At 68.0% G+C, this 24,613-nt stretch carries 22 protein-coding genes; 14 read left to right on the top strand and 8 right to left on the bottom strand.

Annotation, left to right across the window (positions count from 1 at the left end):
• Window positions 1–69: 69 nt before the first annotated feature.
• Window positions 70–3,210 carry a DNA translocase FtsK gene (locus EKG36_RS17710; RefSeq protein WP_126486531.1) on the bottom strand — a complete coding sequence of 1,047 codons (3,141 nt, stop codon included), beginning with the start codon at window positions 3,208–3,210 and terminating at the stop codon, window positions 70–72.
• Window positions 3,211–3,366: 156 nt separating this feature from the next.
• Between EKG36_RS17710 and aat the strand changes: the two genes are divergently transcribed.
• The 3 genes from aat (at window position 3,367) to infA (ending at window position 5,222) form a co-directional block, all read left to right on the top strand.
• Window positions 3,367–4,104, top strand: a complete 738-nt coding sequence (aat, locus tag EKG36_RS17705; protein WP_126486529.1) for a leucyl/phenylalanyl-tRNA--protein transferase — start codon at window positions 3,367–3,369, stop codon at window positions 4,102–4,104.
• 31 nt (window positions 4,105–4,135) lie between these two features.
• Entirely contained in the window at window positions 4,136–4,873 is a 738-nt protein-coding gene (locus EKG36_RS17700) for an arginyltransferase (RefSeq protein ID WP_126486527.1), read from the top strand.
• Window positions 4,874–5,003: 130 nt separating this feature from the next.
• On the top strand, window positions 5,004–5,222 hold the full coding sequence (gene infA, locus EKG36_RS17695; protein ID WP_013332816.1) for a translation initiation factor IF-1: 219 nt from the start codon (window positions 5,004–5,006) through the stop codon (window positions 5,220–5,222).
• A 105-nt stretch (window positions 5,223–5,327) separates the two neighbouring features.
• On the opposite strand, the gene clpA is transcribed toward infA, so the two are convergent.
• The 3 genes from clpA to icd all read right to left on the bottom strand — a co-directional run bounded on the left by clpA (window position 5,328) and on the right by icd (window position 9,538).
• Window positions 5,328–7,604 carry an ATP-dependent Clp protease ATP-binding subunit ClpA gene (gene clpA / locus EKG36_RS17690; protein ID WP_126486525.1) on the bottom strand — a complete coding sequence of 759 codons (2,277 nt, stop codon included), beginning with the start codon at window positions 7,602–7,604 and terminating at the stop codon, window positions 5,328–5,330.
• Window positions 7,605–7,738: 134 nt separating this feature from the next.
• Window positions 7,739–8,101 (bottom strand): ATP-dependent Clp protease adapter ClpS, encoded by a 363-nt coding sequence (gene clpS / locus EKG36_RS17685; protein WP_185827604.1) that lies wholly within the window; start codon window positions 8,099–8,101, stop codon window positions 7,739–7,741.
• A 180-nt stretch (window positions 8,102–8,281) separates the two neighbouring features.
• Complete coding sequence (icd, locus tag EKG36_RS17680; RefSeq protein WP_126486523.1) at window positions 8,282–9,538, bottom strand: NADP-dependent isocitrate dehydrogenase; 1,257 nt, start codon at window positions 9,536–9,538, stop codon at window positions 8,282–8,284.
• Window positions 9,539–9,656: 118 nt separating this feature from the next.
• On the opposite strand from icd, the gene EKG36_RS17675 reads away from it, so the two are divergent.
• The 9 genes from EKG36_RS17675 to EKG36_RS17635 all read left to right on the top strand — a co-directional run bounded on the left by EKG36_RS17675 (window position 9,657) and on the right by EKG36_RS17635 (window position 18,589).
• Window positions 9,657–10,262, top strand: a complete 606-nt coding sequence (locus tag EKG36_RS17675; RefSeq protein WP_126486521.1) for a pseudouridine synthase — start codon at window positions 9,657–9,659, stop codon at window positions 10,260–10,262.
• The gene (locus EKG36_RS17670) at window positions 10,259–10,708 is read left to right on the top strand and encodes an NUDIX domain-containing protein (protein WP_126486519.1); all 450 of its coding nucleotides are present in this window, start codon (window positions 10,259–10,261) and stop codon (window positions 10,706–10,708) included. Before EKG36_RS17675 ends, EKG36_RS17670 begins: the two co-directional genes overlap by 4 nt.
• Window positions 10,709–10,841: 133 nt before the next feature.
• The gene (mnmA, locus tag EKG36_RS17665; RefSeq protein WP_126486517.1) at window positions 10,842–11,954 is read left to right on the top strand and encodes a tRNA 2-thiouridine(34) synthase MnmA; all 1,113 of its coding nucleotides are present in this window, start codon (window positions 10,842–10,844) and stop codon (window positions 11,952–11,954) included.
• Complete coding sequence (hflD, locus tag EKG36_RS17660; protein ID WP_126486515.1) at window positions 11,951–12,592, top strand: high frequency lysogenization protein HflD; 642 nt, start codon at window positions 11,951–11,953, stop codon at window positions 12,590–12,592. Before mnmA ends, hflD begins: the two co-directional genes overlap by 4 nt.
• Window positions 12,593–12,627: 35 nt before the next feature.
• Window positions 12,628–14,007, top strand: coding sequence for an adenylosuccinate lyase (gene purB / locus EKG36_RS17655; RefSeq protein ID WP_126486513.1), 1,380 nt, complete (start codon window positions 12,628–12,630; stop codon window positions 14,005–14,007).
• Window positions 14,008–14,353: 346 nt separating this feature from the next.
• Window positions 14,354–15,529, top strand: a complete 1,176-nt coding sequence (locus EKG36_RS17650; RefSeq protein WP_126486511.1) for a cupin domain-containing protein — start codon at window positions 14,354–14,356, stop codon at window positions 15,527–15,529.
• Window positions 15,530–15,533: 4 nt separating this feature from the next.
• Window positions 15,534–15,965 carry a GNAT family N-acetyltransferase gene (locus EKG36_RS17645; protein WP_126486509.1) on the top strand — a complete coding sequence of 144 codons (432 nt, stop codon included), beginning with the start codon at window positions 15,534–15,536 and terminating at the stop codon, window positions 15,963–15,965.
• A gap of 379 nt (window positions 15,966–16,344) precedes the next feature.
• Complete coding sequence (locus EKG36_RS17640) at window positions 16,345–17,943, top strand: isocitrate lyase (protein ID WP_126486507.1); 1,599 nt, start codon at window positions 16,345–16,347, stop codon at window positions 17,941–17,943.
• A gap of 178 nt (window positions 17,944–18,121) precedes the next feature.
• The gene (locus EKG36_RS17635) at window positions 18,122–18,589 is read left to right on the top strand and encodes an outer membrane lipoprotein (protein WP_126486505.1); all 468 of its coding nucleotides are present in this window, start codon (window positions 18,122–18,124) and stop codon (window positions 18,587–18,589) included.
• Between the two features lie 97 nt (window positions 18,590–18,686).
• Here EKG36_RS17635 and EKG36_RS17630 read toward each other — a convergent pair whose 3' ends face one another.
• Entirely contained in the window at window positions 18,687–18,968 is a 282-nt protein-coding gene (locus EKG36_RS17630; RefSeq protein ID WP_126486503.1) for a hypothetical protein, read from the bottom strand.
• A gap of 209 nt (window positions 18,969–19,177) precedes the next feature.
• Here EKG36_RS17630 and EKG36_RS17625 point away from each other — a divergent pair, with 209 nt between their 5' ends.
• Complete coding sequence (locus EKG36_RS17625) at window positions 19,178–19,660, top strand: FKBP-type peptidyl-prolyl cis-trans isomerase (protein ID WP_126486501.1); 483 nt, start codon at window positions 19,178–19,180, stop codon at window positions 19,658–19,660.
• Between the two features lie 105 nt (window positions 19,661–19,765).
• Here EKG36_RS17625 and EKG36_RS17620 read toward each other — a convergent pair whose 3' ends face one another.
• Both EKG36_RS17620 and EKG36_RS17615 read right to left on the bottom strand, forming a co-directional pair.
• Window positions 19,766–20,395, bottom strand: a complete 630-nt coding sequence (locus tag EKG36_RS17620) for a CDP-alcohol phosphatidyltransferase family protein (protein ID WP_126486499.1) — start codon at window positions 20,393–20,395, stop codon at window positions 19,766–19,768.
• Window positions 20,396–20,426: 31 nt separating this feature from the next.
• Complete coding sequence (locus tag EKG36_RS17615; RefSeq protein ID WP_126486497.1) at window positions 20,427–22,592, bottom strand: FAD-dependent oxidoreductase; 2,166 nt, start codon at window positions 22,590–22,592, stop codon at window positions 20,427–20,429.
• Between the two features lie 145 nt (window positions 22,593–22,737).
• Here EKG36_RS17615 and msrA point away from each other — a divergent pair, with 145 nt between their 5' ends.
• Complete coding sequence (msrA, locus tag EKG36_RS17610) at window positions 22,738–23,355, top strand: peptide-methionine (S)-S-oxide reductase MsrA (protein ID WP_126486495.1); 618 nt, start codon at window positions 22,738–22,740, stop codon at window positions 23,353–23,355.
• Window positions 23,356–23,364: 9 nt separating this feature from the next.
• On the opposite strand, the gene EKG36_RS17605 is transcribed toward msrA, so the two are convergent.
• Window positions 23,365–24,576, bottom strand: coding sequence for an MFS transporter (locus tag EKG36_RS17605; RefSeq protein WP_126486493.1), 1,212 nt, complete (start codon window positions 24,574–24,576; stop codon window positions 23,365–23,367).
• Window positions 24,577–24,613: the final 37 nt, after the last annotated feature.

Below are 24,613 nucleotides of genomic sequence, written 5' to 3'. Positions count from 1 at the left end.
TCGGACCCGGGGGGCCGCGGCGGGTTGCATCCCGCCCGCGGCTTGCATGGTGGTTGCATGATCGGGGCCTTACTCGCCGGCCGGCGGCGGTGCCAGCACCTCGCGGGCCCCGTTGGTGCCCATGGTCGAGACCACGCCGGCCATCTCCATCGCCTCGACCAGGCGAGCGGCCCGGTTATAGCCGATCTTGAAGCGGCGCTGGACCGCCGAGATCGAGGCCCGGCGACTCTCGGTGACGAAGGCCACGGCCTCGTCATACAGGGCGTCCTGTTCGGCATCGTCGTCGCCGCCACCGCCGCCTTCCGCCTCGAGCCCGGCCAGGGCGTCGGCGGAGACGCCACCGGAGAGGATCTCGTCGATGTATTCCGGCTCGCCGCGACGCTTCCAGTCCTCGACCACACGGTGCACCTCGTCGTCATCGACGAAGGCCCCGTGCACGCGGGTCGGCATGCCGGAGCCGGCCGGGAGATAGAGCATGTCGCCATGCCCCAGCAGGTTCTCGGCACCACCCTGATCGAGGATCGTCCGGGAATCGACCCGGGACGACACCTGGAAAGCCATGCGAGTAGGGATGTTGGCCTTGATCAGGCCGGTCACCACGTCCACCGAGGGCCGCTGGGTGGCCAGTATCAGGTGGATGCCGGCAGCGCGGGCCTTCTGGGCCAGCCGCGCGATCAGCTCCTCGACCTTCTTGCCGACGATCATGAACATGTCGGCGAACTCGTCGATCACCACCACGATATAGGGCAGCTTCTCCAGCACCGGCGGGGCCTGGTGCATCTCCCAGGGCTGGGGTTCCCACAGCGGGTCGGCGACCTGGGCCCCCGCCCGCTCGGCCTCGTCGAGCTTGGCATTGAAGCCGGCGATATTACGCACGCCCATGGCGGCCATCAGCTTGTAGCGCCGCTCCATCTCGGCCACGCACCAGCGCAAGGCATTGGCCGCCTCCTTCATATCGGTGACCACCGGCGCCAGCAGGTGCGGGATGCCGTCGTAGACTGAGAGCTCCAGCATCTTGGGGTCGACCATGATCATGCGCACTTCATCGGGCGTGGCCTTGAGCAGCATGGAGATCAGCATGGCGTTGACCCCCACCGACTTGCCCGAGCCGGTGGTCCCGGCCACCAGCAGGTGCGGCATCTTGCCGAGGTTGGCCACCACCGGGCCGCCGCCGATGTCCTGGCCGAGCGCCAGGGTCAACGCCGAGGCCTCGTGCTGGTAGCGGTCGGAATCGATCACCTCGCGCAGACGGATCATCGCCCGATGGGGGTTGGGGATCTCGATGCCCACCGTGGGACGCCCGGGAATGACCTCCACCACCCGCACGCTCTTGACCATCAGCGAGCGCGCCAGGTCCTTGGCGAGGTTGCTGATCTTGGAGACCTTCACCCCCGCCGCCGGCTTGATCTCGAAGCGGGTGATGACCGGCCCCGGCCAGGTGTCGACCACCTCGGCCTTGACGCCATACTCGCGCAGCCGGGTCTCCAGCAGCTCGGCCATCTCGGCCAGCTGGGCGTCCGAATAGTTGGGCTGGTGCGCCTGAGGCGGGGTGAGCAGCCGCAGGCTGGGCAGCTCACCATCCGGCTCCGGCAGATCGTCGAACATGGGCCGCTGGCTCTGCAGGTGCTCCACGGTCCACAGCGTGGGCCCATCGTCCTGCGCCGCCTCCCGGGCCTGATCGGCGGTGGCCGGCCGAGACGCGTCGTCGTCCTCGCCCGCGGCCCCCTCGGCCGGGGTCGAGGCACCGGGCCGCGGGGACGCCTCGGGCGATGCCGGACGCGACGCCGCCGGCTCCCGGGGGACCGGCCGGGCGTCGGCCTGCCAGGACGCGAGGGGCTCGTCATCGTCCTCCGGCAGGATCGGCTCGGGTACCACCTCGGGCACCCGGCGCGGCGGGGTCGACGCGCGAGGCTCTCCGGCGTCCTCGCCGGCCGTCCCCGGGGCGCCCTCGCCGGGCCGCCGGACGCTCTCGCTGACCGTCGGGGGCGTCTCGGCACGCGCTTCGTCCTGCTCGGCCGGCACATCGCTCGGGGGCTCGTCCCGGGCAGACAGCGAGGGCTCACGCCGCGCGGGGTCGGCCGGGGGCGTGGCACTCGGCGTGACGAAGGCCGACGCCCGAGGGGCCGGGTCAGGCTGCGGGTCGTCGCGGGTTGCCCGCAGCGGCTCGGGCGCGTCGCGTCCCTCGGCCGGAGGCACCTCGCGGGTGGCGGGCGCGCCGGACGCCGCGCCCAGGGGCACGCTCGGCTCCAGCGACACCTTCGGCTCACGGGCGCTATAGGCAGCCTCGGGGCGCTTGGCGGACGGCGTGCGCTCGGGCACGTCCCAGGGGATCTCGGTCTCGCCGTCATCGCCGAAGCCGGGATCGCGACGCCCACCGGCCGCCTGCAGCGCCGGCACATCCGACACGCCCCGTCCCGGCAGCAGCCGCCGCCACCAGGCGGGACGCGACGCCGGATCAGGGTCGGCATCCGGCGCCTCGACCGGCTGCGGCGACGCCTCTCGGCGTGGGGCCGGCGCCTCGGGGGTTGCCGCATCCGCCTCGGCCTCCCGCCGGAAGGCAAAGCGCTCGGCGACCCAGCGCCAGCCCAGCAGGACCAGGCGACCCAGCTCGTCCATCACCGTCAGCCACGACAGCCCGGTAAACAGCGGCACACCGCACAGGATGGCGGCCAGTGCCAGCAGGGAGGTGCCACCGCTGCCCACCAGCGGCAGCAGGGCGCCGACCAGCCCCTCCCCGAGGATGCCCCCGGCGGCATACGGCAGGGTGCTCTCGGGATGGTAGAAATGCAGCGCGCCCAGCGTGGTGGTACCCAGCAGCAGCAGCACCAGCCCCCCGCAACGCACCGCCAGGGCGGTGGCATCCCACTCGAAGCGCACCTGCCGAGAGCGGATCAGCCACCAGGCGGCGAAGCCGAGCATGCCGGGCCACCACAGGGCACTGACACCGAACAGGGAATAGAGCACATCGGCCAGCCAGGCGCCGATGGCGCCCATCCAGTTGGCCACCTCGGTCTCCGGGCCGCTGCGCGACCAGCCCGGATCCTCCGGACGAAAGCTGTACAGCGCCAGCAACAGGAAGACGCAGGCCGCCAGCAACAGGATCACGACGCCTTCCCGCGCCGAGCCCTGCAGCCGAAGGCCGAAGCGTCTTGCCGTTTCCTTGGCGTTCGCCGCACGGCTGTGCGGCGCGGACTTCTTCTTGGCAGTCAAGCGGCCATCCCCCTTGCGCCACACGGCGTCTTCCAGATTCCACGGCCACCAATCATACCGAGCCGAGGCCGGCCATCACAGGGGCAAGCGATGACTTGAGCCCCGTCACCAGGCCCGTCACACTGGGGACTCATGTCATCCGGAAGACATCCCGCCATGCTGCCCTGGCTCCCCGAGCGTCCCGTCCGCTTCCCCCCGGTCTCCACCGCCCTCGCCGACCCCGGCGGATTGCTGGCCGCCGGCGGCGACCTCAGCCCGGCCTGGCTGCTCGCCGCCTACCGCCATGGCATCTTCCCCTGGTACAGCGCGGGACAGCCGATCCTGTGGTGGAGCCCCGACCCGCGCATGGTGCTGTTCCCCGAGGAGGTGCAGGTCCGCCGCAGCCTTGCCAAGCGCCTGCGCAACGGCGGCTTCCGGGTCACCGCCGACCGCGCCTTCGAGGCCGTGGTCGCAGCCTGCGCGGCCCCCCGTCACGACCAGCCCGAGACCTGGATCACCGCCGAGATGCAGGCCGCCTATGGCCGTCTCCACCACCTCGGTGCGGCCCACTCGGTGGAGGTCTGGCAGGACGAGCGTCTGGTGGGCGGCCTCTACGGCATCGCGCTGGGTCCGGTATTCTTCGGCGAGTCGATGTTCTCCCGGGTGGCGGACGCCTCAAAGGTCGCCCTGGTGACCCTGTCACGCACCATGGCCGCCGAGGGCGGCCGGTTGATCGACTGCCAGATGCACACCGCCCACCTGGCTAGCCTGGGGGCCCGGGACATCGCCCGGGAGGAGTTCATCGGCTATCTTGAACAGTGGCTGAGCGAGATGCCCGAGACCGCCGGGGTCGAGGAGGTCTGCACCCTCCTGGCGCCGGCATGGTCGTTCGCGAGACTCGACGCCGCACGATGAACGCGCCACGCATGCATAGGAGACGGCAGCCTTGAGCAGCAATACTCCCCGGCAGCCGATACGCGACCTGCGGTTCTTCCTGACCGTGCCGCACGCCTGCAGCTACCTGGAAGGACGCGAGGCGACGACCCTGTTCCTCGATCCCCAGGAGTCACCGGGCGTCGGCGTCTACGACGCCCTCGCCCTGCTGGGCTTCCGCCGCAGCGGCCGGCACCTCTACCGTCCCCACTGCGAGGGCTGCAGTGCCTGCATTTCCGTGCGCATCCCGGTGGCCGACTTCGCCCCCAGCCGTACCCAGCGCAAGCTGACCCGGCGCAATGCCGACCTCGAGCTGCGGGTACGCCCCGCCCTCTTCGATGCCGAGCACTATGCCCTCTATGCGCATTATATCCGCACCCGGCACAGCGACGGCGACATGTACCCGCCGAGCCATGAGCAGTACCGCACCTTCCTGACCCTTGACCAGGACTATGCGCGCCTGCTGGAGCTGCGCCTCGATGGCCGCCTGCTGGCCGTGTCGGCGTTCGACCAGTTGGAGCATGGCCTCTCGGCCATCTACACCTTCTTCGACCCTGCCGAGGCCTTCGAGCGTCGCTCTCTGGGCACCTTTGCCGTGCTCAGCCTGATCGAGCGCGCCCGCCGGCTGGGTCTGCCGCACGTCTACCTGGGCTACTGGATCCGCGAATGCCGCAAGATGGCCTACAAGCAGGCCTTCCAGCCGCTGGAAATGCTCGAGGGACGCCATTGGCGCCGGCTGGTTCCCACCTGAACGGGGCCGGCCCTTTTGCCTTGACGACCGGCATGCGGCACAATATCGCGCTATCCTGATCGGCACAGGCGCACAAGACGCATCACGTGCCGCTCGTTTTTTTCGTTATCACCAGCGAGGAATCGCCTATATGGCACGCGAAGACCATATCGAAATGGAAGGCGTCGTCGTCGACACGCTGCCCAACACCATGTTCCGGGTCGAACTCGAGAACGGCCACGTGGTGACCGCCCACATCTCGGGCAAGATGCGCAAGAACTACATCCGTATCCTCACCGGCGACAAGGTCAAGGTCGAGCTGACTCCCTATGACCTGTCCAAGGGCCGCATCGTCTACCGTTCCCGCTGAGCCCTGCCGGGCCAGCCGGCCCTCTTACCGATCGCGCCTCCCCAATGAACAACGCCCCGTCCGCAGACAGGGCGCTGTGTCGTGGGGAGCGGTTGACGCGCCGAATCAGGGCGCGTCGGCCAGCTCCGACTCCGAGGCCAGGTGCAACTCGCCGTCTTCGACGCTGACGTGCACCACCCCGCCATGCTCGGCCAGCTCACCGAACAGGATCAGCTCGGCCAGCGGCTTCTTGAGCTTCTCCTGGATCAGCCGCGCCATCGGCCTGGCCCCCATGTCCGGATCATAGCCCTTCTCGGCCAGCCAGTCGCGGGCGGCGTCGTCCACATCGAGCTGCACGCGCTTCTCGTCCAGCTGCGCCTGGAGCTCGATCAGGAACTTGTCGACCACGTTGCGCACCACCGCGGTGGGCAGGGCATGGAACTGGATGATGCCATCCAGGCGGTTGCGGAACTCCGGCGAGAAGGTCTTGCGGATGACCTCCATGGCATCGGTGGAGTGATCCTGGGTCTGGAAGCCGATGGAGCGCCGCGTGGCCTGCTCGACCCCGGCATTGGAGGTCATGATCAGGATCACGTGACGGAAATCCGCCTCGCGGCCATTGTTGTCGGTCAGGCGACCGTGGTCCATCACCTGCAACAGCAGGTTGAAGACCTCGGGATGGGCCTTCTCGATCTCGTCGAGCAGCAACACGCAGTGGGGCTGCTTGGTGATCGCCTCGGTGAGCAGGCCACCCTGGTCGTAGCCGACGTAGCCGGGAGGCGCCCCGATCAGCCGCGACACGGTGTGCCGTTCCATGTACTCCGACATGTCGAAGCGCACCAGGTCAATACCCATGATATGCGCCAACTGGCGGGCCACCTCGGTCTTGCCGACGCCGGTGGGACCGGCGAACAGGAAGCTGCCCACCGGCTTGTCCGGCGATTTGAGCCCCGCCCGGGACAGCTTGATGGCCGCCGCCAGGCTGTCGATGGCCTCGTCCTGGCCGAACACCAGCATCTTGAGGTCGCGGTCGATATTGGCCAGCAGCTTGCGGTCGGAGCTGGACACGCTCTTCGGCGGAATCCGCGCGATGGAGGCGACCACCGCCTCGACCTGGTCGACGTCGATGGTGTCGACCCGGACCTCCGGCGGCAGCAGCCGCTGGTGGGCCCCGGCCTCGTCGATCACGTCGATGGCCTTGTCGGGCAGGTGGCGGTCATTGATGTAGCGATCCGCCAGCCGCGAGGCGCTTTCCAGGGCCGCATCGGTGTACTTGAGGCGGTGGTGCTCCTCGAAGCGCGAGCGCAGCCCCTTGAGGATACGGATGGTGTCCTCCACCGAAGGCGCCATGACATCGACCTTCTGGAAGCGCCGGGCCAGCGCCCGATCCTTCTCGAAGATGCCACGGAACTCCTGGAAGGTGGTGGAGCCGATGCAGCGCAGCTCGCCGGAGGACAGCAGCGGCTTGAGCAGGTTGGAGGCGTCCATCACGCCACCGGAGGCGGCACCGGCGCCGATCACGGTATGGATCTCGTCGATGAACAGGATGGCATTGGGCTGCTTGCGCAGCTCGGCCAACAGGCTCTTGAGGCGTTTCTCGAAGTCGCCGCGGTACTTGGTGCCGGCCAGCAGGGCACCCATGTCCAGGGAGTAGACGACGGCGTCGCCGATCACCTCGGGCACATCCTCCTCGACGATACGCTTGGCCAACCCCTCGGCGATGGCGGTCTTGCCGACGCCGGCCTCGCCCACCAGCAGGGGATTGTTCTTGCGCCGACGCGCAAGGATCTGCACCACCCGCTCGAGCTCATGGTCACGCCCGATCAGCGGATCGATCTTGCCCATCCGCGCCTGCTCGTTGAGGTTGGTGGCGTAGCCGGTGAGCGGGTTACCGCCGGGCTCGCCGCCGGCTTCCTCGGCATCCTCGGCCTCTGGGGACGGGGAGCTGGGGCTGTGGCCATGGCCGGAGACCTTGGAGATGCCGTGGGCAATGTAGTTGACGGCGTCCACCCGAGCCACGTTTTGTTGCTTGAGGAAGTAGACGGCCTGGCTCTCCTGTTCGGAGAAGATCGCCACCAGCACGTTGGCCCCGGTGACCTCGCTCTTGCCGGAGGACTGCACGTGGAAGACGGCGCGCTGCAGGACGCGCTGGAAGCCCAGGGTCGGCTGGGTCTCGCGGTCGCCCTGATCCTCGGGAATCAGCGGCGTGGTGGAATTGATGAAGTCCTGCAGGTCGGACCGCAGCTTGTCGAGGTTGGCCCCGCAGGCACGCAGCACATCGGCCGCCGAGGCATTGTCGAGCAGCGCCAGCAGCAGGTGCTCCACGGTCATGAACTCGTGACGCTTGGAGCGCGCCACGGTGAAGGCCGTGTTCAGGGTCAGTTCAAGTTCTTTGCTCAGCATGGCAGTCCCCTTCTCGCCGCTTAGGGCTTGCGTCGGATCTATCTCGGTCCGGCATCATCAACATCGGGTACAAACGACGGCGTTGCAAGTCACCCCGCCAACGCACGCCACTCACCCTTCGACCATGCCGACGGTCAATCCGTTGCCTCGATGTCGCACAGCAACGGATGCTGGCACTCTCGCGCATATTGATTGACTTGATGACTCTTGGTTTCCGCAATGTCACGGGTGAAGACGCCACAGGTGGCCTTGCCCTGAGTATGCACGGCCAGCATCACCTGCACCGCGGTCTCGCTATCCATGTTGAAGAAACTCTGCAGGACCTCCACGACGAACTCCATGGGCGTGAAGTCATCGTTGTGCAGTACCACCTTGTACATCGGCGGCCGCGCCAGCTCGGGCTCCGACGCCTGGACCGCCAGGTCGTCGTCGCCTTCCTCCTCAGGCCCCGAGGGACGCGTCATCCCGGCTCGGGGCATAGCGAGACGGTCCACCATGCCCTCCTCCTTTCTCTTGAACATAAGCATCACTATCGATATCGACAAGCCGAGCGCCGCGGCGCGCCTCAACCGTGATTGGACGCCGCCGGGTCGGCAGGGTTCACGCCCGGGGCGGCCAGGACGCAAAAGGGCCCCCGTCCGCCAGGCGGACGGGGGCCCAGGTCGCGGCGCCGGACGTTACATGTTGTCGGCGACGGCCTGGCCGAACTCGGAGCACTTGAACAGGGTGGCGTTTTCCATCTGGCGATGGAAGTCGTAGGTGACCTCACCCTTGGAGATCGCCTTCTCCATGCCCTTGAGCACCAGATCGGCGGCCTCGACCCAGCCCATGTGACGCAGCATCATCTCGGCGGAGAGGATCAGCGAGCCCGGGTTGACCTTGTCCTGGCCGGCGTACTTGGGCGCGGTGCCATGGGTCGCCTCGAACATGGCCACGGCGTCGGAGAGGTTGGCGCCCGGTGCGATACCGATGCCGCCGACTTCCGCGGCCAGGGCGTCGGAGATGTAGTCACCGTTGAGGTTCAGGGTGGCGATGACCTCGTACTCGGCCGGACGCAGCAGGATCTGCTGCAGCATGGCGTCGGCGATCACGTCCTTGACCACGATGTCCTTGCCGGTCTTGGGGTTCTTGAAGGTCATCCAGGGACCGCCGTCGAGCAGCTCGGCACCGAACTCGTCCTTGGCGATCTCGTAGCCCCAGTCCTTGAAGGCCCCCTCGGTGAACTTCATGATGTTGCCCTTGTGCACCAGGGTCACCGAGGCGCGGTCGTTGTCCACCGCATACTGGATGGCCTGACGGACCAGGCGCTTGGTGCCTTCCTCGGAGACCGGCTTGACGCCGATACCGCACATCTCGGGGAAGCGGATGTTGGTGACACCCATTTCCTCGCGCAGGAACTTGATCACCTTGTCGGCTTCCGGGGTACCGGCCTTCCACTCGACGCCGGCGTAGATGTCCTCGGAGTTCTCGCGGAAGATCACCATGTCCACGTCACCGGGCTTCTTCACCGGGCTCGGCACGCCCTCGAACCAGCGCACCGGACGCTGGCAGACATAGAGGTCGAGCTTCTGGCGCAGGGCGACGTTCAGGGAGCGGATGCCTCCGCCCACCGGGGTGGTCAGCGGGCCCTTGATGGAGACCACGTAGTCCTTGACCGCTTCGAGGGTCTCTTCCGGCAGCCAGGTGTCGGCGTCGTAGACCTGGGTGGCCTTCTCGCCGGCATAGACCTCCATCCAGTGGATCTTGCGCTCGCCGTTGTAGGCCTTCTGCACGGCGGAATCGATGGCGATCTTCATGGCCGGCGTCACGTCGACACCGATACCGTCACCCTCGATGAACGGGATGATCGGATCATTCGGCACGTTCAGGGTGTTGTCGGCGTTGACGGTGATCTTGGTGCCGCCCTCGGGAACGACAATTTTCTGGAACCCCATTGAGAACTCCCCTGTCTGGTCTGTTCAGTGGAGCGCGGAGTATAGCATTCACCCCGTCGCTCGGAGTAGGCTTGGCCCCATATTTGTCGACAATCCATGGTAGCAAGACGTTGGTCGAATGAGCGCCCTCTATCTCCTGCACAAGCCCTATCGCATGCTCTCCCAGTTCACCGACCGCGCGTCGGACGAGGGCGAACGCCGGGCGACCCTGGCTGACGTCATCGACGTGCCGGGCATCTATCCCGCCGGACGTCTGGACCACGACTCGGAAGGCCTGCTGCTGCTTTCCGACGACGGCGAGCTGATCCACCGCATCAGCCATCCGCGCCACAAGCAGCCCAAGACCTACCGGGTCCAGGTGGAGGGCGTCCCCGACGAAACGGCCCTCAAGGCCCTACGCGGGGGCGTGGCGCTCAAGGACGGGCGAACCCGGCCGGCCAGAGTGCGCCGCCTGGCAACGAGCGACCTGCCGGAGCGCGACCCTCCGCTGGATCCCCGCCGCCACCCCGTCACCAGCTGGCTGGAGCTGACCATCGAGGAAGGGCGCAACCGCCAGGTCCGGCGCATGACCGCCCATGTCGGGCACCCCACTCTGCGCCTGGTGCGGGTGGCCATCGGTCCCTGGCGGCTCGATGGCCTGGCCCCCGGCGAGTGGCGCCGCGAGACCCTGCATGCACCCAAGCCGCCGGCCCAGCGCCGCCGCCCGCCGAGGAAACGCCCATGAGCCGCTGGCAACCCTTCGTCACCGTCGCCACCGTGGTCGAGCGCGCCGGGCGCTACCTGATGGTGGAGGAGGACCGCGGTGGTCCCCACACCCTGTTCAACCAGCCCGCCGGCCACCTGGAGCCCGGCGAGCGCATTCGCGACGCTGCCCTCCGCGAGTTGCGCGAGGAGACCGCCTGGCAGGTCGGCATCACCGACTATCTGGGCCTCTACGTCTTCGCGGCCCCGGACGGCAAGACCTTCCACAGTCACGCCTTCTTCGGCATGGCCCTGGCTCACCTGGGCAACGCCCTCGACCCGGCGATCCAGGCCGTGCACTGGTTGACCCTCGAGGAGCTGGAAGCCCTGGAGCGGCAAGGCCGGCTGCGCAGCCCCCTGGTCATGCGCCGGCTGCGCGACGCCCTGGCCGGACGCACCTTTCCCATGGACGTGCTTCACGAGCGGTAGGCCACGCCTTGCGAAGCCTGAAGCTCGAAGCTCGAAGCTCGAAGCTCGAAGCTCGAAGCTCGAAGCTCGAAGCTCGAAGCCAGTGTCGTGTATAATCCTGCCCCATTTGCGACCCATCCAATCCGAGAGCGCCATGACAGCCACCCAAGGCAAGGTCATCGTCGGCATGTCCGGCGGTGTCGACTCCTCCGTATCCGCCCTGCTGCTGCTGGAACAGGGCTACGAGGTCGAAGGCCTGTTCATGAAGAACTGGGACGAGGACGACGGCACCGAGTACTGTACCGCCAAGGAGGACCTGGCGGACGCCGAGGCCGTGTGCGCCAGGCTCGGCATTCCCCTGCACACCGCCAATTTCGCCGCCGAGTACTGGGACAATGTCTTCGAGCACTTCCTCGCCGAGTACCAGGCCGGTCGCACCCCGAACCCGGACATCCTTTGCAACCGCGAGATCAAGTTCAAGGTGTTCCTCGAGTATGCCGAGATGCTCGGCGCCGAGCGGATCGCCACCGGCCACTACGTGCGCGAGGCCGTGCGTGACGGCCGACCGCGGTTGCTCAAGGGGCACGATGCCAACAAGGACCAGAGTTACTTCCTGCACGCCGTCCCCGAGGCCGCCATCGCCCGCACCCTCTTCCCGGTGGGGGAACTCGAGAAGCCCGAGGTCCGGGCGCTGGCCGAGCGCCATGATCTGGTCACCGCACGCAAGAAGGACTCGACCGGCATCTGCTTTATCGGCGAGCGGCGCTTCCGCGACTTCCTGAAGCAGTACCTGCCGGCCCAGCCCGGCACCATCGAGACCCCCGACGGCGACACCATCGGCGAGCACATGGGACTGATGTACTACACCCTGGGCCAGCGCCAGGGGCTGGGCATCGGCGGCCTGGCCGACTACCCGGAGGACCCCTGGTACGTGGCCGGCAAGGACCTGGCGCGAAACGTGCTGGTCGCCGTCCAGGGCAAGCACCATCCCCTGCTCTACACCGACAGCCTGGTCACCGAGGCCATGGACTGGGTGGCCGGCGAGCCACCGGCCGGCGAGGCTCGCCTCACCGCCAAGACCCGCTACCGTCAGGCCGACGTGCCCTGCCACATGCGGGTCAATGCCGACGGCGGCGTCGAGGTCCGCTTCGACGCCGCCCAGCGGGCGGTGACGCCGGGCCAGTCGCTGGTGCTCTATGACGGCGACGTCTGTCTGGGCGGCGGCGTGATTCGCGACACCTGGAACGCCACGGAGACCCGTCGATGAACGGCACCACGCCGATCCACCGGGCCCCGGAAACCCCGGCGGCCCGCCAGACCCTGGCGCTGGCCGGGGTCTTCCAGGCCGCCAGCCTGGTCGACGAACTGGCCCGCACCGGCCAGGTCGACCAGCGCGCCTGGGAGACCCTGATCCACGCCACCCTGGACACCAACCCGTCGAGCTTCGAGGCCATCTACGGCGGCCACCCCAACAACCTGCGTCGTGGACTCGAGGTCCTGGAGAGCGTGCTGGGCCGCCGCCAGGCCAACCCGGTGGTGATGCGCTATGGCTTCTCGCTGCTGATGCTGATGAACAAGCTGCGCGGCAACGACGACATGATGGACGAGCTGGGCCGACGCCTGACGCGCATCCAGGGCCAGGCCGAGCATTTCGGCGAGACCCACGAGAACGTCATCGCCAGTCTCGGCGAGGCCTACCAGGACACTATCTCCACCTTCAAGACCCGCATCGTCGTCCAGGGCGACCCCTCGCTACTGCAGAGCCGCATGATGCCCGAGCGCGTGCGTGCCTGCCTGCTCGCCGGCATCCGCTTCGCCCTGCTCTGGCACCAGCAGGGAGGCCGCCGCTGGAAGCTGGTCTTCCAGCGCGGCAGCCTCAAGAAGACCCTCGACACCCTGAACTGAATCCTTATCCTCCACGCCCACCCGGAACACGATCCATGCAGCCTACGTCTCTCCCCCTGACCGCTCTCACCGCCCTTTCCCCCGTCGATGGCCGCTACGGCAGCAAGGCCGAGGCCCTGCGCGAGCACTTCAGCGAGTTCGGGCTGATCCGTGCCCGGGTCACCGTCGAGGCCCGCTGGCTGCAGCGCCTCGCCGGCCACCCCCAGATCACCGAGGTACCGCCGCTTTCCGCCGAGGCCACCGCGGTCCTGGATGCCCTGGTGCGGGACTTCTCGGTGGCCGATGCCGAGCGTATCAAGGACATCGAGCGCACCACCAACCATGACGTCAAGGCGGTGGAATACTTCATCAAGGAGCGCATCGCCGATACGCCGGAGCTGCATGCCATCACCGAGTTCGTACACTTCGCCTGCACCAGCGAGGACATCAACAACCTGTCCCACGGCCTGATGCTGCGCGAGGGTCTCGCCACGCTGCTGCCGATGATGCACCAGGTGGCCGACGAGGTGGCCCGCCTGGCCGAGGAACAGGCGGCCCAGCCGATGCTCTCGCGCACCCACGGCCAGACGGCGAGCCCCACCACCCTCGGCAAGGAAATGGCCAACGTGGCCTACCGCCTGCGCCGCCAGCTCAAGCAGATCGAGGCCGTGGAGATCCTCGGCAAGGTCAACGGTGCCGTGGGCAACTACAATGCCCATCTGGCCACCTACCCGGAAATCGACTGGGAGGCCAACGCCCGCACCTTCGTCGAGGGGCTGGGACTGACCTTCAACCCCTACACCACCCAGATCGAGCCCCACGACTACATCGCCGAGCTGTTCGACGCCATCTGCCGCTTCAATACCGTGCTGATCGACTTCGATCGCGACGTCTGGGGCTATATCTCGCTGAGCTACTTCAAGCAGCGCACCGTGGCCGGCGAGATCGGCTCCTCCACCATGCCCCACAAGGTCAACCCGATCGACTTCGAGAACTCCGAGGGCAACCTGGGACTCGCCAATGCCGTGCTCGGCCATCTGGCCGAGAAGCTGCCGATCTCCCGCTGGCAGCGCGACCTCACCGACTCCACCGTGCTGCGCAACCTGGGCGTCGGCCTGGCCTACGCCATGGTCGCCTACCAGGCCTCGCTGAAGGGCATCGGCAAGCTCGAGGCCAACCCGGCACGCCTGGCCGAGGATCTCGACAACAGCTGGGAGGTGCTGGCCGAGCCGATCCAGACGGTGATGCGCCGTTACGGCATCGAGAAACCCTACGAGAAGCTCAAGGAGCTGACCCGCGGCAAGCGTATCGACCAGGCCGGCTTCGCCGCCTTCATTGACTCCCTGGAGCTGCCTGCCGAGGTCAAGGACGAGCTCAAGGCGCTGACCCCGGCCCGCTATATCGGCAATGCCGAGGCCCAGGCGCGCAGGCTGTAAGCCGGAAGCTGACGGCGATGGTGAGCGGCGCCGGGGACAGGCCTGAAGAGGGTCCTTTGCCATGGGCGAGGCGGAAGGAGAAGAACATCCAGTGAATGTTCTTCCCGCCGAGCGGGTTGGCCAGGATGGCCAACCCAGGTCCTGCAAGCGGCGCAGGTTGCTTTAGTGCCGCAGGGCAAAGGTAGCGCCCAGGGAAGGGTTCACAGCGCCCTCGAGAGGTCCGGCTCTCCGGGACCTGTCCCCGGAACAGCCGTTCCCCCCGCTGCCCCGGCCAGCGACATGCTAGTATCCCGACAGGCGCCAGACGGCGCCTGTCGCCGTTTTACCCCTTCGCGAGCGCGAGACCATGTCACGAGACGAACCCCTCACCCTGCTCGGCGGCCTCTCCGCCACCGACTTCCTGCGCGACCACTGGCAGCGCAAACCGCTGCTGATCCGCGGCGCCTTCCCCGACTTCGAGAGCCCCCTCGAGCCCGACGAGCTGGCGGGGCTGGCCTGCGAGGACAACATCGAGGCCCGGCTGATCGAGGAGCGCGGCCTCGAGGGTCCCTGGCAGGTCAGCCACGGCCCATTCGATGAGGCCACCTTCGCCCGGCTGCCGGAGCGCGACTGGACCCTGCTCGTACAGGCGGTGGACCACTACGTGCCCGAGGTGGCCGCACTGCTCGAGCACTTCACCTTCCTGCCCCGCTGGCGGCTCGACGACATCATGGTCAGCTATGCGCCGCCCGGCGGCAGCGTCGGCCCCCACGTGGACCAGTACGACGTCTTCCTGCTCCAGGCCAGCGGCCAGCGGCGCTGGCAACTCGGCGGCAAGGTCCCCGACGAGGCCCCGATCCTCGACGGTATCGACCTGCGCATCCTCGAGCGCTTCGAGGTCGAGGCGGGCCAGGACTGGATCCTGGAGCCCGGCGACATGCTCTACCTGCCTCCGGCCTGGGCCCACCATGGTGTCAGCCAGTCCGCGGACTGCATGACCTTCTCGGTAGGCTTCCGCGCCCCCTCGGCCGACGAGGCCATCACCTCCTTCGCCGACTACATCGGCGAACAGCTGCCGGCCTCGCGGCGCTACGCCGACGCCGGCATGGCGCCGCCCGCCGACCCGGCCGAGCTCGACGATGCGGCGCTTGCCCGCATGCGGGCACTGATCCTCGAGGCCCTCGACGACCCGGACCAGCTGGCCCAGTGGTTCGGCCGGGTGATGACCCAGCCCAAGTACGTCGACCAGCTGGTGCCGGCCGAGACCCCCACCAGCCGGGATGCGCTTGTCGCGGCACTACAAGCAGGTGACGCCCTGGAGCGCAGCCCCGGCTCGCGCTTCGCCTGGCGCGACCTGGACGACGACCGGGCGACCTTGTTCGCCGACGGCGACGGCCTGCCCTGCTCCATCGGCCTGGCACGGGCCCTGGCCGATGGCGAGCCTGTCGACGCCGGCCTGCTGGTCCATGAGGATGCCCCCCGCATGCTCGCCCGCCTGCTCGACGCCGGCAGTCTGGCCTGGCCCTGGGACGAGGAGGAGTGAGCCCATGAACGCGACTACACGTATCGAGGTCGGTGACTGGGAGACCCTGGGCGAGGCTGCCTCAGAGATCCGCCGCCTTGTCTTTATCGAAGAGCAGCGGGTCCCCCTCGAGGAGGAATGGGACGGCCGCGACCCGGGCTGCACCCACTTCCTGGCCTGGCACGACGGCGCCGCGGTGGGCACCGCGCGCCTGCTGCCCGACGGCCATATCGGCCGCGTCGCCGTGCTGGAAGCCGCCCGCGGCCTGGGCATTGGCGTGGCGCTGATGGAGGCGGCCATCGAGGCCGCCCGCCGGCGCGGCTGCGCCGCCGTGGAACTGGCGGCCCAGACCCAGGCCCTCGCCTTCTATGAGCGGCTGGACTTTCAGGCCCATGGCGAGGTCTTTCTCGATGCCGGCATCCCGCATCGCAACATGGTCCGTCGGCTGCGCGACTGAGACCTCCCGCCCCCTAGCCGGGAAACCCGACTACAAGGAAGGCCCGTTGCCAGGCCTTCCTGTAGTCGGGCTACAACGCTGCCTGCCCCCAAGGATCAATTGTTCACGCCCGCCATGCCGGGTCATAGTGATCCCCAAGACGTGTGAGGGAGTCAGCGGAGCGGACCGCTCGCCTGTAGTCGAGGCCCCGCGTCCCCACTCGCCCGGGTTCGACCAAGGCCCTAGAGACAGGCCCTGTGAACTCTATGAACCTAACAGGACTTCGCAGGTGCAGCATAAGGCCATGCCGAATGGTGCAGCAGGCGATTCCAGCGGTGACGACGCCGCCCCCGGTGACGCCGTCGAGACGAGATACCCCAGCGATCGAGAGGATGGCCCCATGGCAGCATTCAAAGACGAACTCCAGGCACTGACCCAGCTTCGCGAGGCCCAGCGCGGCAAGTGGGACAACATCAACCCCGAGCATGCCGCCCGCCTGAGGCTGCAGAACCGCTTCCAGACCGGCCTCGATATCGCCCGCTACACCGCCAAGATCATGCGCGAGGACATGGCCGCCTATGACGCCGACAACGCCAAGTACACCCAGTCGCTGGGCTGCTGGCACGGCTTCATCGGCCAGCAGAAGCTGATCTCCATCAAGAAGCATTTCGGCGAGACCAAGGGCCGCTACCTCTACCTTTCCGGCTGGATGGTCGCCGCGCTGCGCAGCGAGTTCGGTCCCCTGCCCGACCAGTCCATGCACGAGAAGACCAGCGTGCCGAGCCTGATCGAAGAGCTCTACACCTTCCTGCGCCAGGCCGACGCCTGGGAGCTCAACCACCTGTTCCGCGAACTGGAAGAGGCCAGGAAGGCCGGTGACAGCGCCAAGGCCGACGAACTGGTCGCCAAGATCGACAACTTCGAGACCCACGTCGTGCCGATCATCGCCGACATCGATGCCGGTTTCGGCAACGCCGAGGCGACCTACCTGCTGTCCAAGAAGATGATCGAGGCAGGCGCCTGCTGCATCCAGATCGAGAACCAGGTCTCCGACGAGAAGCAGTGCGGCCACCAGGCCGGCAAGGTCACCGTGCCCCACGAGGACTTCATCGCCAAGATCAATGCCGTGCGCTACGCCTTCCTCGAGCTTGGCGTCGAAGACGGCGTGATCGTTGCCCGTACCGACTCCCTGGGCGCCGGCCTGACCCAGAAGATCGCCGTGACCAACGAGCCCGGCGACCTGGGCGACCAGTACAACAGCTACCTGGATGGCGACGAGATCGAGAAGGCCGAGGACATCAACAACGGCGACGTGGTGATCAAACAGAACGGCAAGCTGGTCAAGGTCAAGCGCCTCGCCTCTGGCCTCTACGAGTTCAAGCCGGGCACCGGCGAGGACCGGGTGGTGCTGGACTGCATCACCAGCCTGCAGAACGGCGCCGACCTGCTGTGGATCGAGACCGAGAAGCCCCACGTCGGCCAGATCGCCGGCATGGTCAACCGCATCCGCGAGGTCTGCCCGGACGCCAAGCTGGTCTACAACAACTCGCCTTCCTTCAACTGGACCCTGAACTTCCGCCAGCAGGTCTTCGATGCCTGGGAGCAGGAGGGCCGCGACCTCAGCGCCTACGACCGCGCCGACCTGATGAACGCCAAGTACGACGACACCGAGCTGGCGGCCCTGGCCGACGAGTGGACCCGCAACTTCCAGCGCGACGGGGCCCGCGAGGCCGGTATCTTCCACCACCTCATCACCCTGCCGACCTACCACACCGCGGCCCTGTCCACCGACAACCTGGCCAAGGGCTACTTCGGCGAGGAAGGCATGCTGGCCTACGTGGCGGGCGTCCAGCGTCGCGAGATCCGCGAGGGCATCGCCACCGTCAAGCATCAGGACATGGCCGGCTCCAACATCGGTGACGACCACAAGGAGTTTTTCCACGGCGAGGCGGCGCTCAAGGCCGGCGGCAAGGACAACACCATGAACCAGTTCGGCTGATCGGCGTCGAAGACGACAAGACTGGAACCCTTGGGGAGGCCCGGCCTCCCCTTTTTTCGTTCCGCGCTGCGTCCCGGGGCGAGCGGTTGGCCAATCCCGGTCACCTCGCTAGACTCGTGACTCCACCGGAAGGGCGCTCCACCGAGACGGTGCGCCCATGACGCCAAGGAGGTCCTGCATGAAACGTCTTCTTCCCGTCCTGGTCCTGGGCACCCTGACCCTGGCCGGCTGTGCCAACACGGCGCCCTATTCGGGCAACGTCTACACCGGCAACCAGGCCAAGGCCGCCCAGAGCGTGACCTTCGGCACCATCACCGCCCTGCGGCGGGTACAGATCCAGGCCGATAGCCGGGCCGGAGGCCTGCTCGGCGGCGGCGGCGGCGCGGTCATCGGCGGCCTGCTCGGCAACCAGGTCGGCGGCGGCTCGGGACGCCAGCTGGCGACCGTGGCGGGCGCACTGGGCGGTGCCGTGGCCGGCAGCAAGATCGAGGAGTCCAGCAATCGCATTCCCGCCTGGGAGATCGAGGTCCGCAAGGACAATGGCCAGAGCGTGGTGATCGTGCAGAAGGCCGACCAGGCCTTCCAGGTCGGCCAGCGGGTGCGGCTGGTCGGCAGCGGCACCAGCGTGAGCGTGGTGCCCTACTGATCCCTCACGGCGCTGCCCGGAGGGCATGATGGCAAGCAAAAGGCCCGCGGAACGCGTCCGCGGGCCTTCGCCGTTCGAGGCATCGCCGGAGGCAGCCTCAGTGCATGTCGACCTTGTTCATCGCCCAGCCGGCCAGCTTGGTGATGCCCCAGGTGATCAGGCCGATAAGGATCAGGGTCAGCAGCAGATCCACCGGCCGCACGATGGCGGTGGCCCCCAGCACGGCGATGGCCGGGCTCCACACCCAGCGATCATCCTCGCTGCGCAGCACGGCGGGCAGCAGCTTGCTCAGCAGCGCGCTGACGGAGGCCTCCCAGCGGGAAAGGCACAGGAAGAGGATCACGGCGAAGGCGATCAGCCAGATCAGGGTCACGGTCATGGCGGTCTCCAGCAGGGACATCAATGGCAGGTGGGGAAATCGAATCCTGCAAGGGTATCCCTGCCGGCAGGGCCACGCAACCACGCCGCGAAGACGTGAATGTCGCTCAGGATACCCCTTCCCAACCTGAAAATTGTCCCGCGCCCCTGACAGCTCCCCGGATGCCACGTTACCATGCTCCCTTACATGCACTCACCAAAGGTTCATCAATGCAGATTGCGCAGAATTCCGTTGTCGCCTTCCACTACACCCTGACCAACGATGCAGGTGAAGTGCTGGACAGCTCGGAAGGCCGCGAGCCGCTGACCTACCTCCACGGCGCCGGCAACATCATTCCGGGTCTCGAGAAGGAAATGGAAGGTCGTGCGGCAGGCGACACGCTCCAGGCCAAGGTCTCGCCGGAGGAAGGCTACGGTGAAGTCCAGCCGCAGCTGGTGCAGGAAGTGCCGCGCGATGCCTTCCAGGGTGTCGAGGACGTGGAGCCCGGCATGCAGTTCCAGGCCCAGACCCAGGGCGGACCGCTGATGGTCACCGTGACCCAGGTCGAGGGTGACACCGTCACCGTCGACGGCAACCACCCGCTGGCCGGCCAGACCCTCAACTTCGACGTCGAGATCGCCGAGGTTCGCGAAGCCAGCCAGGAAGAGATCGAGCACGGCCACGTCCATGGCGAGGGCGGTCACGAGCACTGATCGGTCGTCACGACACACGACGTGTGGCCTCGCCATGCGTCGCAGGAAAGGGGGCAAGCCGCTGGCTGCCCCCTTTTTGCGTGTACGCCTTGCTGGCCACCCCGTTCAGCCGGCCTTCCCTGTCAGGGCCTTGAGGGTGCCATAGCCGCCCCACAGGCGCATCGCGGTGGTGACCAGGCAGGCCGCCGCGAACGCCAGGGCCAGGAGGGGAAACTGACCTGGCCACAGACAGAAGGCCACCAGGGCGAGCACCGTCTCGGTACCCTCGGTGAGGCCATGCAGGTAGTAGAAGGCCTTCTGCTGGAAGTGCGGACGGTCCAGCCCGTGCCGGGCGGCCATGATCGCAAAGGCCAGGAAGGAGGTGCCGGTGCCGATGAAGGCGAACAGCAATACCGCCGCGGCGAGGGCGTTGGCGGCCGGATCGGCCAGGGCGAAGCCCAGCACCACGGCGGCATAAAAGACGAAGTCGAGGCCGATGTCCAGGAATCCCCCGGCGTCACTGGCACGATGCGTGAGCCGTGCCAGGGCGCCGTCCAGGCCGTCGCCGAGCCGGTTGACCAGCACTGCTACCAGGGCCCAGCCATAGGCTTCCCCGGCCAGCAGCGGCAGCGCCAGCATGCCGATCAGGAAGGCCAGGAGGGTGACCTGGTCCGGCCGAACGCCGGCGACGGCCAGCCAGCGGGCCAGGCGCAGCAGAGGTCTCTGGGTCAACGGCATGGTCCAGCGGTCGAGCATGGTGTCTCCTCGGTCTTGGCCGTGCCGGGGCTCAGCTCCGGCGCCAGGTGAAATAGCGCGCGAGCAGCGCCAGCAGGCGCTCAGGCTTGTGGGCGTTCTTCCAGGCGCCGGCGGTGGCCTTGACCGCCTCGGAGCGCGTCGGATAGGGGTGGATGGTCCCGAGCAGCTTGTTGAGACCGATGCCATGGGTCATGGCCAGGGTGAACTCGGCCAGCATCTCTCCCGCCCCCTCGCCGACCAGGGTGGCCCCCAGGATGCGATCCTTGCCGGGGACCGTCAGCACCTTGACAAAGCCCCCACGGTGGCCGTCGGCGATGGCGCGATCCAGCTCGGCGAGCGGGTAGCGGGTGATCTCGCAGGCAATGCCGCGCTCCAGGGCCTCGCGCTCGTTGAGGCCGACCCGGGCGACCTCCGGGTCGGTGAAGGTGACCGCCGGCAAGGCCCGGTAGCTGACCCGGAAGCGCTTGAGCTCGCCGAACAGGGCGTTGACCGTGGCGTGCCAGGCCTGGTGCGCACTGGCGTGGGTCAGTTGGTAGGGGCCGGTGACGTCGCCGCAGGCCCAGACGTTGGGCAGCACCGACTGCAGGGTCTCGTCCACCGCCAGGCTGCCGTCGGGTCGCGTCTCCACCCCCAGCGCCTCCAGGCCGAGGCCCTCGACGTTGGCCTGGCGACCCACGGCCACCAGCAGGCGATCGAAGGGAAGCGTCTGCGCCCCCGTCTCGTCCGCACCACCACCGGCGACCTCCAGCACGTGATCCTCCCCAGGCCCCCCGGTTCTGACACGAACCGCCCGGCAGCCCAGACGAACCTCGACGCCCGCCCTGCGCAGCCCGGCTTCGACCTCCTCGGCCACCTCCCGGTCCTCCCGCGGCAGCAGCTGGTCGCCCATCTCCACCAGGATGACGCGACTGCCCAGGCGCGCGAAGCTCTGGCCGAGCTCACAGCCGATCGGCCCGCCGCCGAGGACCACCAGGCGACCGGGCAGGGCCTCGAGCTGCCAGAGGTTGTCGGAGGTCAGCACCTCGATCTCTTCCAAGCCCGGCAGCGCCGGGACCCGTGGCCGGGCACCACTGGCGATGATCACGTGACGGGTGGACAGGACCCGCTCGCTTGCGCCCTCGCGGAGGCGGACCCGCCAGGGATCCTCGAGGCATGCCTCCCCCGCGATCACCTCCACGCCCAGGCCCTCGTAGCGCTCCCGGCTATCGTGGGGCTCGACCTCGCGGATGGCACCATGGACATGATTCATGACCGCCGCGAAGTCGATCGCCGGCTCCCCCGCCTGGAGACCGTAGCGTGGGGCCTCGCGGATCTCGTCGGCGACCCGGGCCGCGCGGATCAGCGCCTTGGAGGGCACGCAGCCGGTATTCAGGCAGTCGCCACCCAGCCTGTCGCGCTCCACCAGTGTCACTCGCGCCTTGACCGCGGCGGCGATGTAGCTTGCCACCAGCCCCGCCGAGCCCCCGCCGATCACCACGATGTCGCGATCGAAGTGCGCCGGCCGCTCGAAGCGCCGGGCCAGCCGGCGACGCTTGGCGATACCCACCAGGGCCCGTGCCCCCCAAGGGAAGAGCCCGACCAGCACGAAGGAGCCGATCAGCCCCGGCGAGAGGATGCCCGCCAGCGACTCCAGGTGGCCCAGCTCGCGTCCGGCGTTCACGTAGACGGCCGTGCCCGGCAGCATGCCCAGCTGACTGACCCAGTAGAAGGTGGTCAGAGGCATCCGCGTCAGGCCCATCACCAGGTTGATGACGAAGAACGGGAACAGCGGGATCAACCGCAGGGTGAACAGGTAGAAGGCCCCCTCGCGGCGGATGCCGGCATTGATGCGCTCGAGCTGGGGGGCGAAGCGCCGTTCCAGGGGCTCCTGGGCCAGGGTCCGGGCGATCAGCGCCGCCAGGGTGGCCCCCAGGCTGCTGGCGAAGGAGATGAGCAGCAGCCCCCAGCCAAAGCCGAAGAGGGCGCCGCCCAGCAGGGTCAGCAGAGTCGCCCCCGGCAGCGACAACGCCGCCATCACCACGTAGATGGCGAAGAAGCCACCGGCCACCGTGAGGGGATCCTCGGCCAGCCAGGCCTGGAAGCGGGCCTGCTCGGCCTTCAGGTTGTCCAGCGTCAGCAGCTGGTCGGCGCCACTGAGGAAGAACGCCACGAATGCAAGGGCGATCAGGCAAAGCAGTATCAGGCGTCGTTTGGTCAATTCGGTCACTCCCTGTGAAAGCCGGTCGCTGGTCAGGACAACGCTCTCGGTCGCGGCGACATCGGAATCCTTACACTCCGACTTGTAAGGATTCCCACTTCCATCGGACTATTGAATCTACATCCTTCAGACAGGGAGCAACACCATGACCAGCACGTCCACTGGCCGCCGCTTGGGTACAATCCTGCTCTTCGCCGCTCTGACATCCCCCGCCCTGGCCGCCGACACCGAGAGCGCCGTCTTCGGCGGTGGCTGCTTCTGGTGCATGGAAGAGGCCTACGACAAGGTCGAGGGCGTGGTCGAGACCACCTCCGGCTTCAGCGGGGGCCAGGAGGAGAACCCGACCTATGAGCAGGTCTCCGCCGGGGGCACCGGCCATATCGAGGTGGTGAAGGTCGACTACGACCCCGACGCGGTCGACTATGACACCCTGCTCCACGTCTTCTGGCGCAACATCGACCCCTTCGTCGAGGACCGCCAGTTCTGCGACGAGGGCCACACCTACCAGAGCGCCATCTTCCCCACGAATGCCGCCCAGCGCGAGCAGGCCGAGGCCAGTCGAGAGGCCGTGGCCGAGCGCTTCGGCCAGGACATCGCCACCGAGATCATCGCCTTCGAGGCCTTCTACCCGGCCGAGGATTACCACCAGAACTTCTACGAGGAGAATGCGATGCGCTACAACTACTACAAGTCGGCCTGCGGCCGCTCGGAGCGGCTCAAGGAGATCTGGGCCGACGAGGCCGAGGCCAGCGGTTCCCAGTGAGCCCCGCGTTCACTGCGACGTACAGCCGGCGAGCCCCTCGTCGCCATGTCGCTCGTGACGCCAGAGGCGCAGGGCGATCGACAGCGTCAGGCCCAGCACCAGCCAGGCGCCCAGCACTACCCCTGGCCAGCCGGCGCTGCGCCAGAACGGCTCGAGCCAGAGCCCACCGAGGCTCGCGCCCAAGTAGTAGAAGACCAGATAGAGGGCCGAGGCGCTGCCGCGCGCCCGCGTCGCCCGGCGCCCCACCCAGCTGGAGGCCATGGAGTGGGACAGGAAGAAGCCGAAGGCATTGACCGTCAACCCGGCCAGGATCACCGTCAGCGACCCTGACAGGGTCATCAGGGTCCCGCCCAGCAGTACCAGCGTGCCCAGGGCCATGCAGGCCGGCTGCGACAGCCGCCGCGATAGCCGGCCCGAGAGGCTCGAGCCCAGGGTGCCCCCCAGGTAGGTGAGAAACAGCAGCCCCAGCCAGCGCACCCCCAGCCCGAAGGGAGCCTCCGCCAGGCGGAAGGCGATGTAGCTGTACAGGTTGATGAACACCAGGAAGTTCAGCCCGCCGAGCAGGTAGGCCCCCCGGAGCCAGGGGTTGCGCAGGTGAGCGACCAGGCCCGCGGCGGCCTCGCCGAGGCGAAAGGGCCGTGGGGCGAAATGCCGTGCCGGGGGCAACAGCCGCCAGAACAGGGCCACCCCGGCCAGGGTCAGCCCGCCGACCGTCAGGAAACTCAACGAGACGCCGCCCGCCTCCGCGACCATGCCACCGATCACTCGCCCGCTGATGCCCCCCAGGGAGTTGGCACCGATGTAGAGGCCCACCGCCGAGAGCAGCGCAGGAGGCTCGAACTCGTCACCCATCCAGGCGATTGCCACCGCCGGCAGCCCGCCCAGCACGAAGCCCTGCACGGCGCGCAGCACCAGCAGGGCCTCGAAGCTCGGCGCCAGGGCCAGGCCCAGTGACAGGGCCCCGGCCAGCAGCAGGGTCACGCGCATGATCCCGGCCCGGCCGATGGCATCCGACAGGGGGCCGTAGACCAGCAGGGACGCCGCCAGGGCCAGGGTCGCGACCGCCATGACCAGGTTGGCCGCCAGGGTGGAGACGCCATGGGCCTCACGCAGGGACGGCAGCAGCGGCTGCGGCACGTAAAGGTTAATGAAGACAAGAAAGGAGCCGAGGCACAGCGCCAGGGTGGCGCGCCACCAGGAACGGCTATGGACAACGATCATGGTCACCTCCGGGTTGGAAGCGCATGATCGCCGGCGC

The organism is Halomonas nitroreducens, from assembly GCF_003966155.1.
Classification (GTDB): domain Bacteria; phylum Pseudomonadota; class Gammaproteobacteria; order Pseudomonadales; family Halomonadaceae; genus Halomonas; species Halomonas nitroreducens.
Note: the sequence above shows the minus strand (reverse complement) of the source record. Positions and strands in the feature narration are given on the sequence as shown.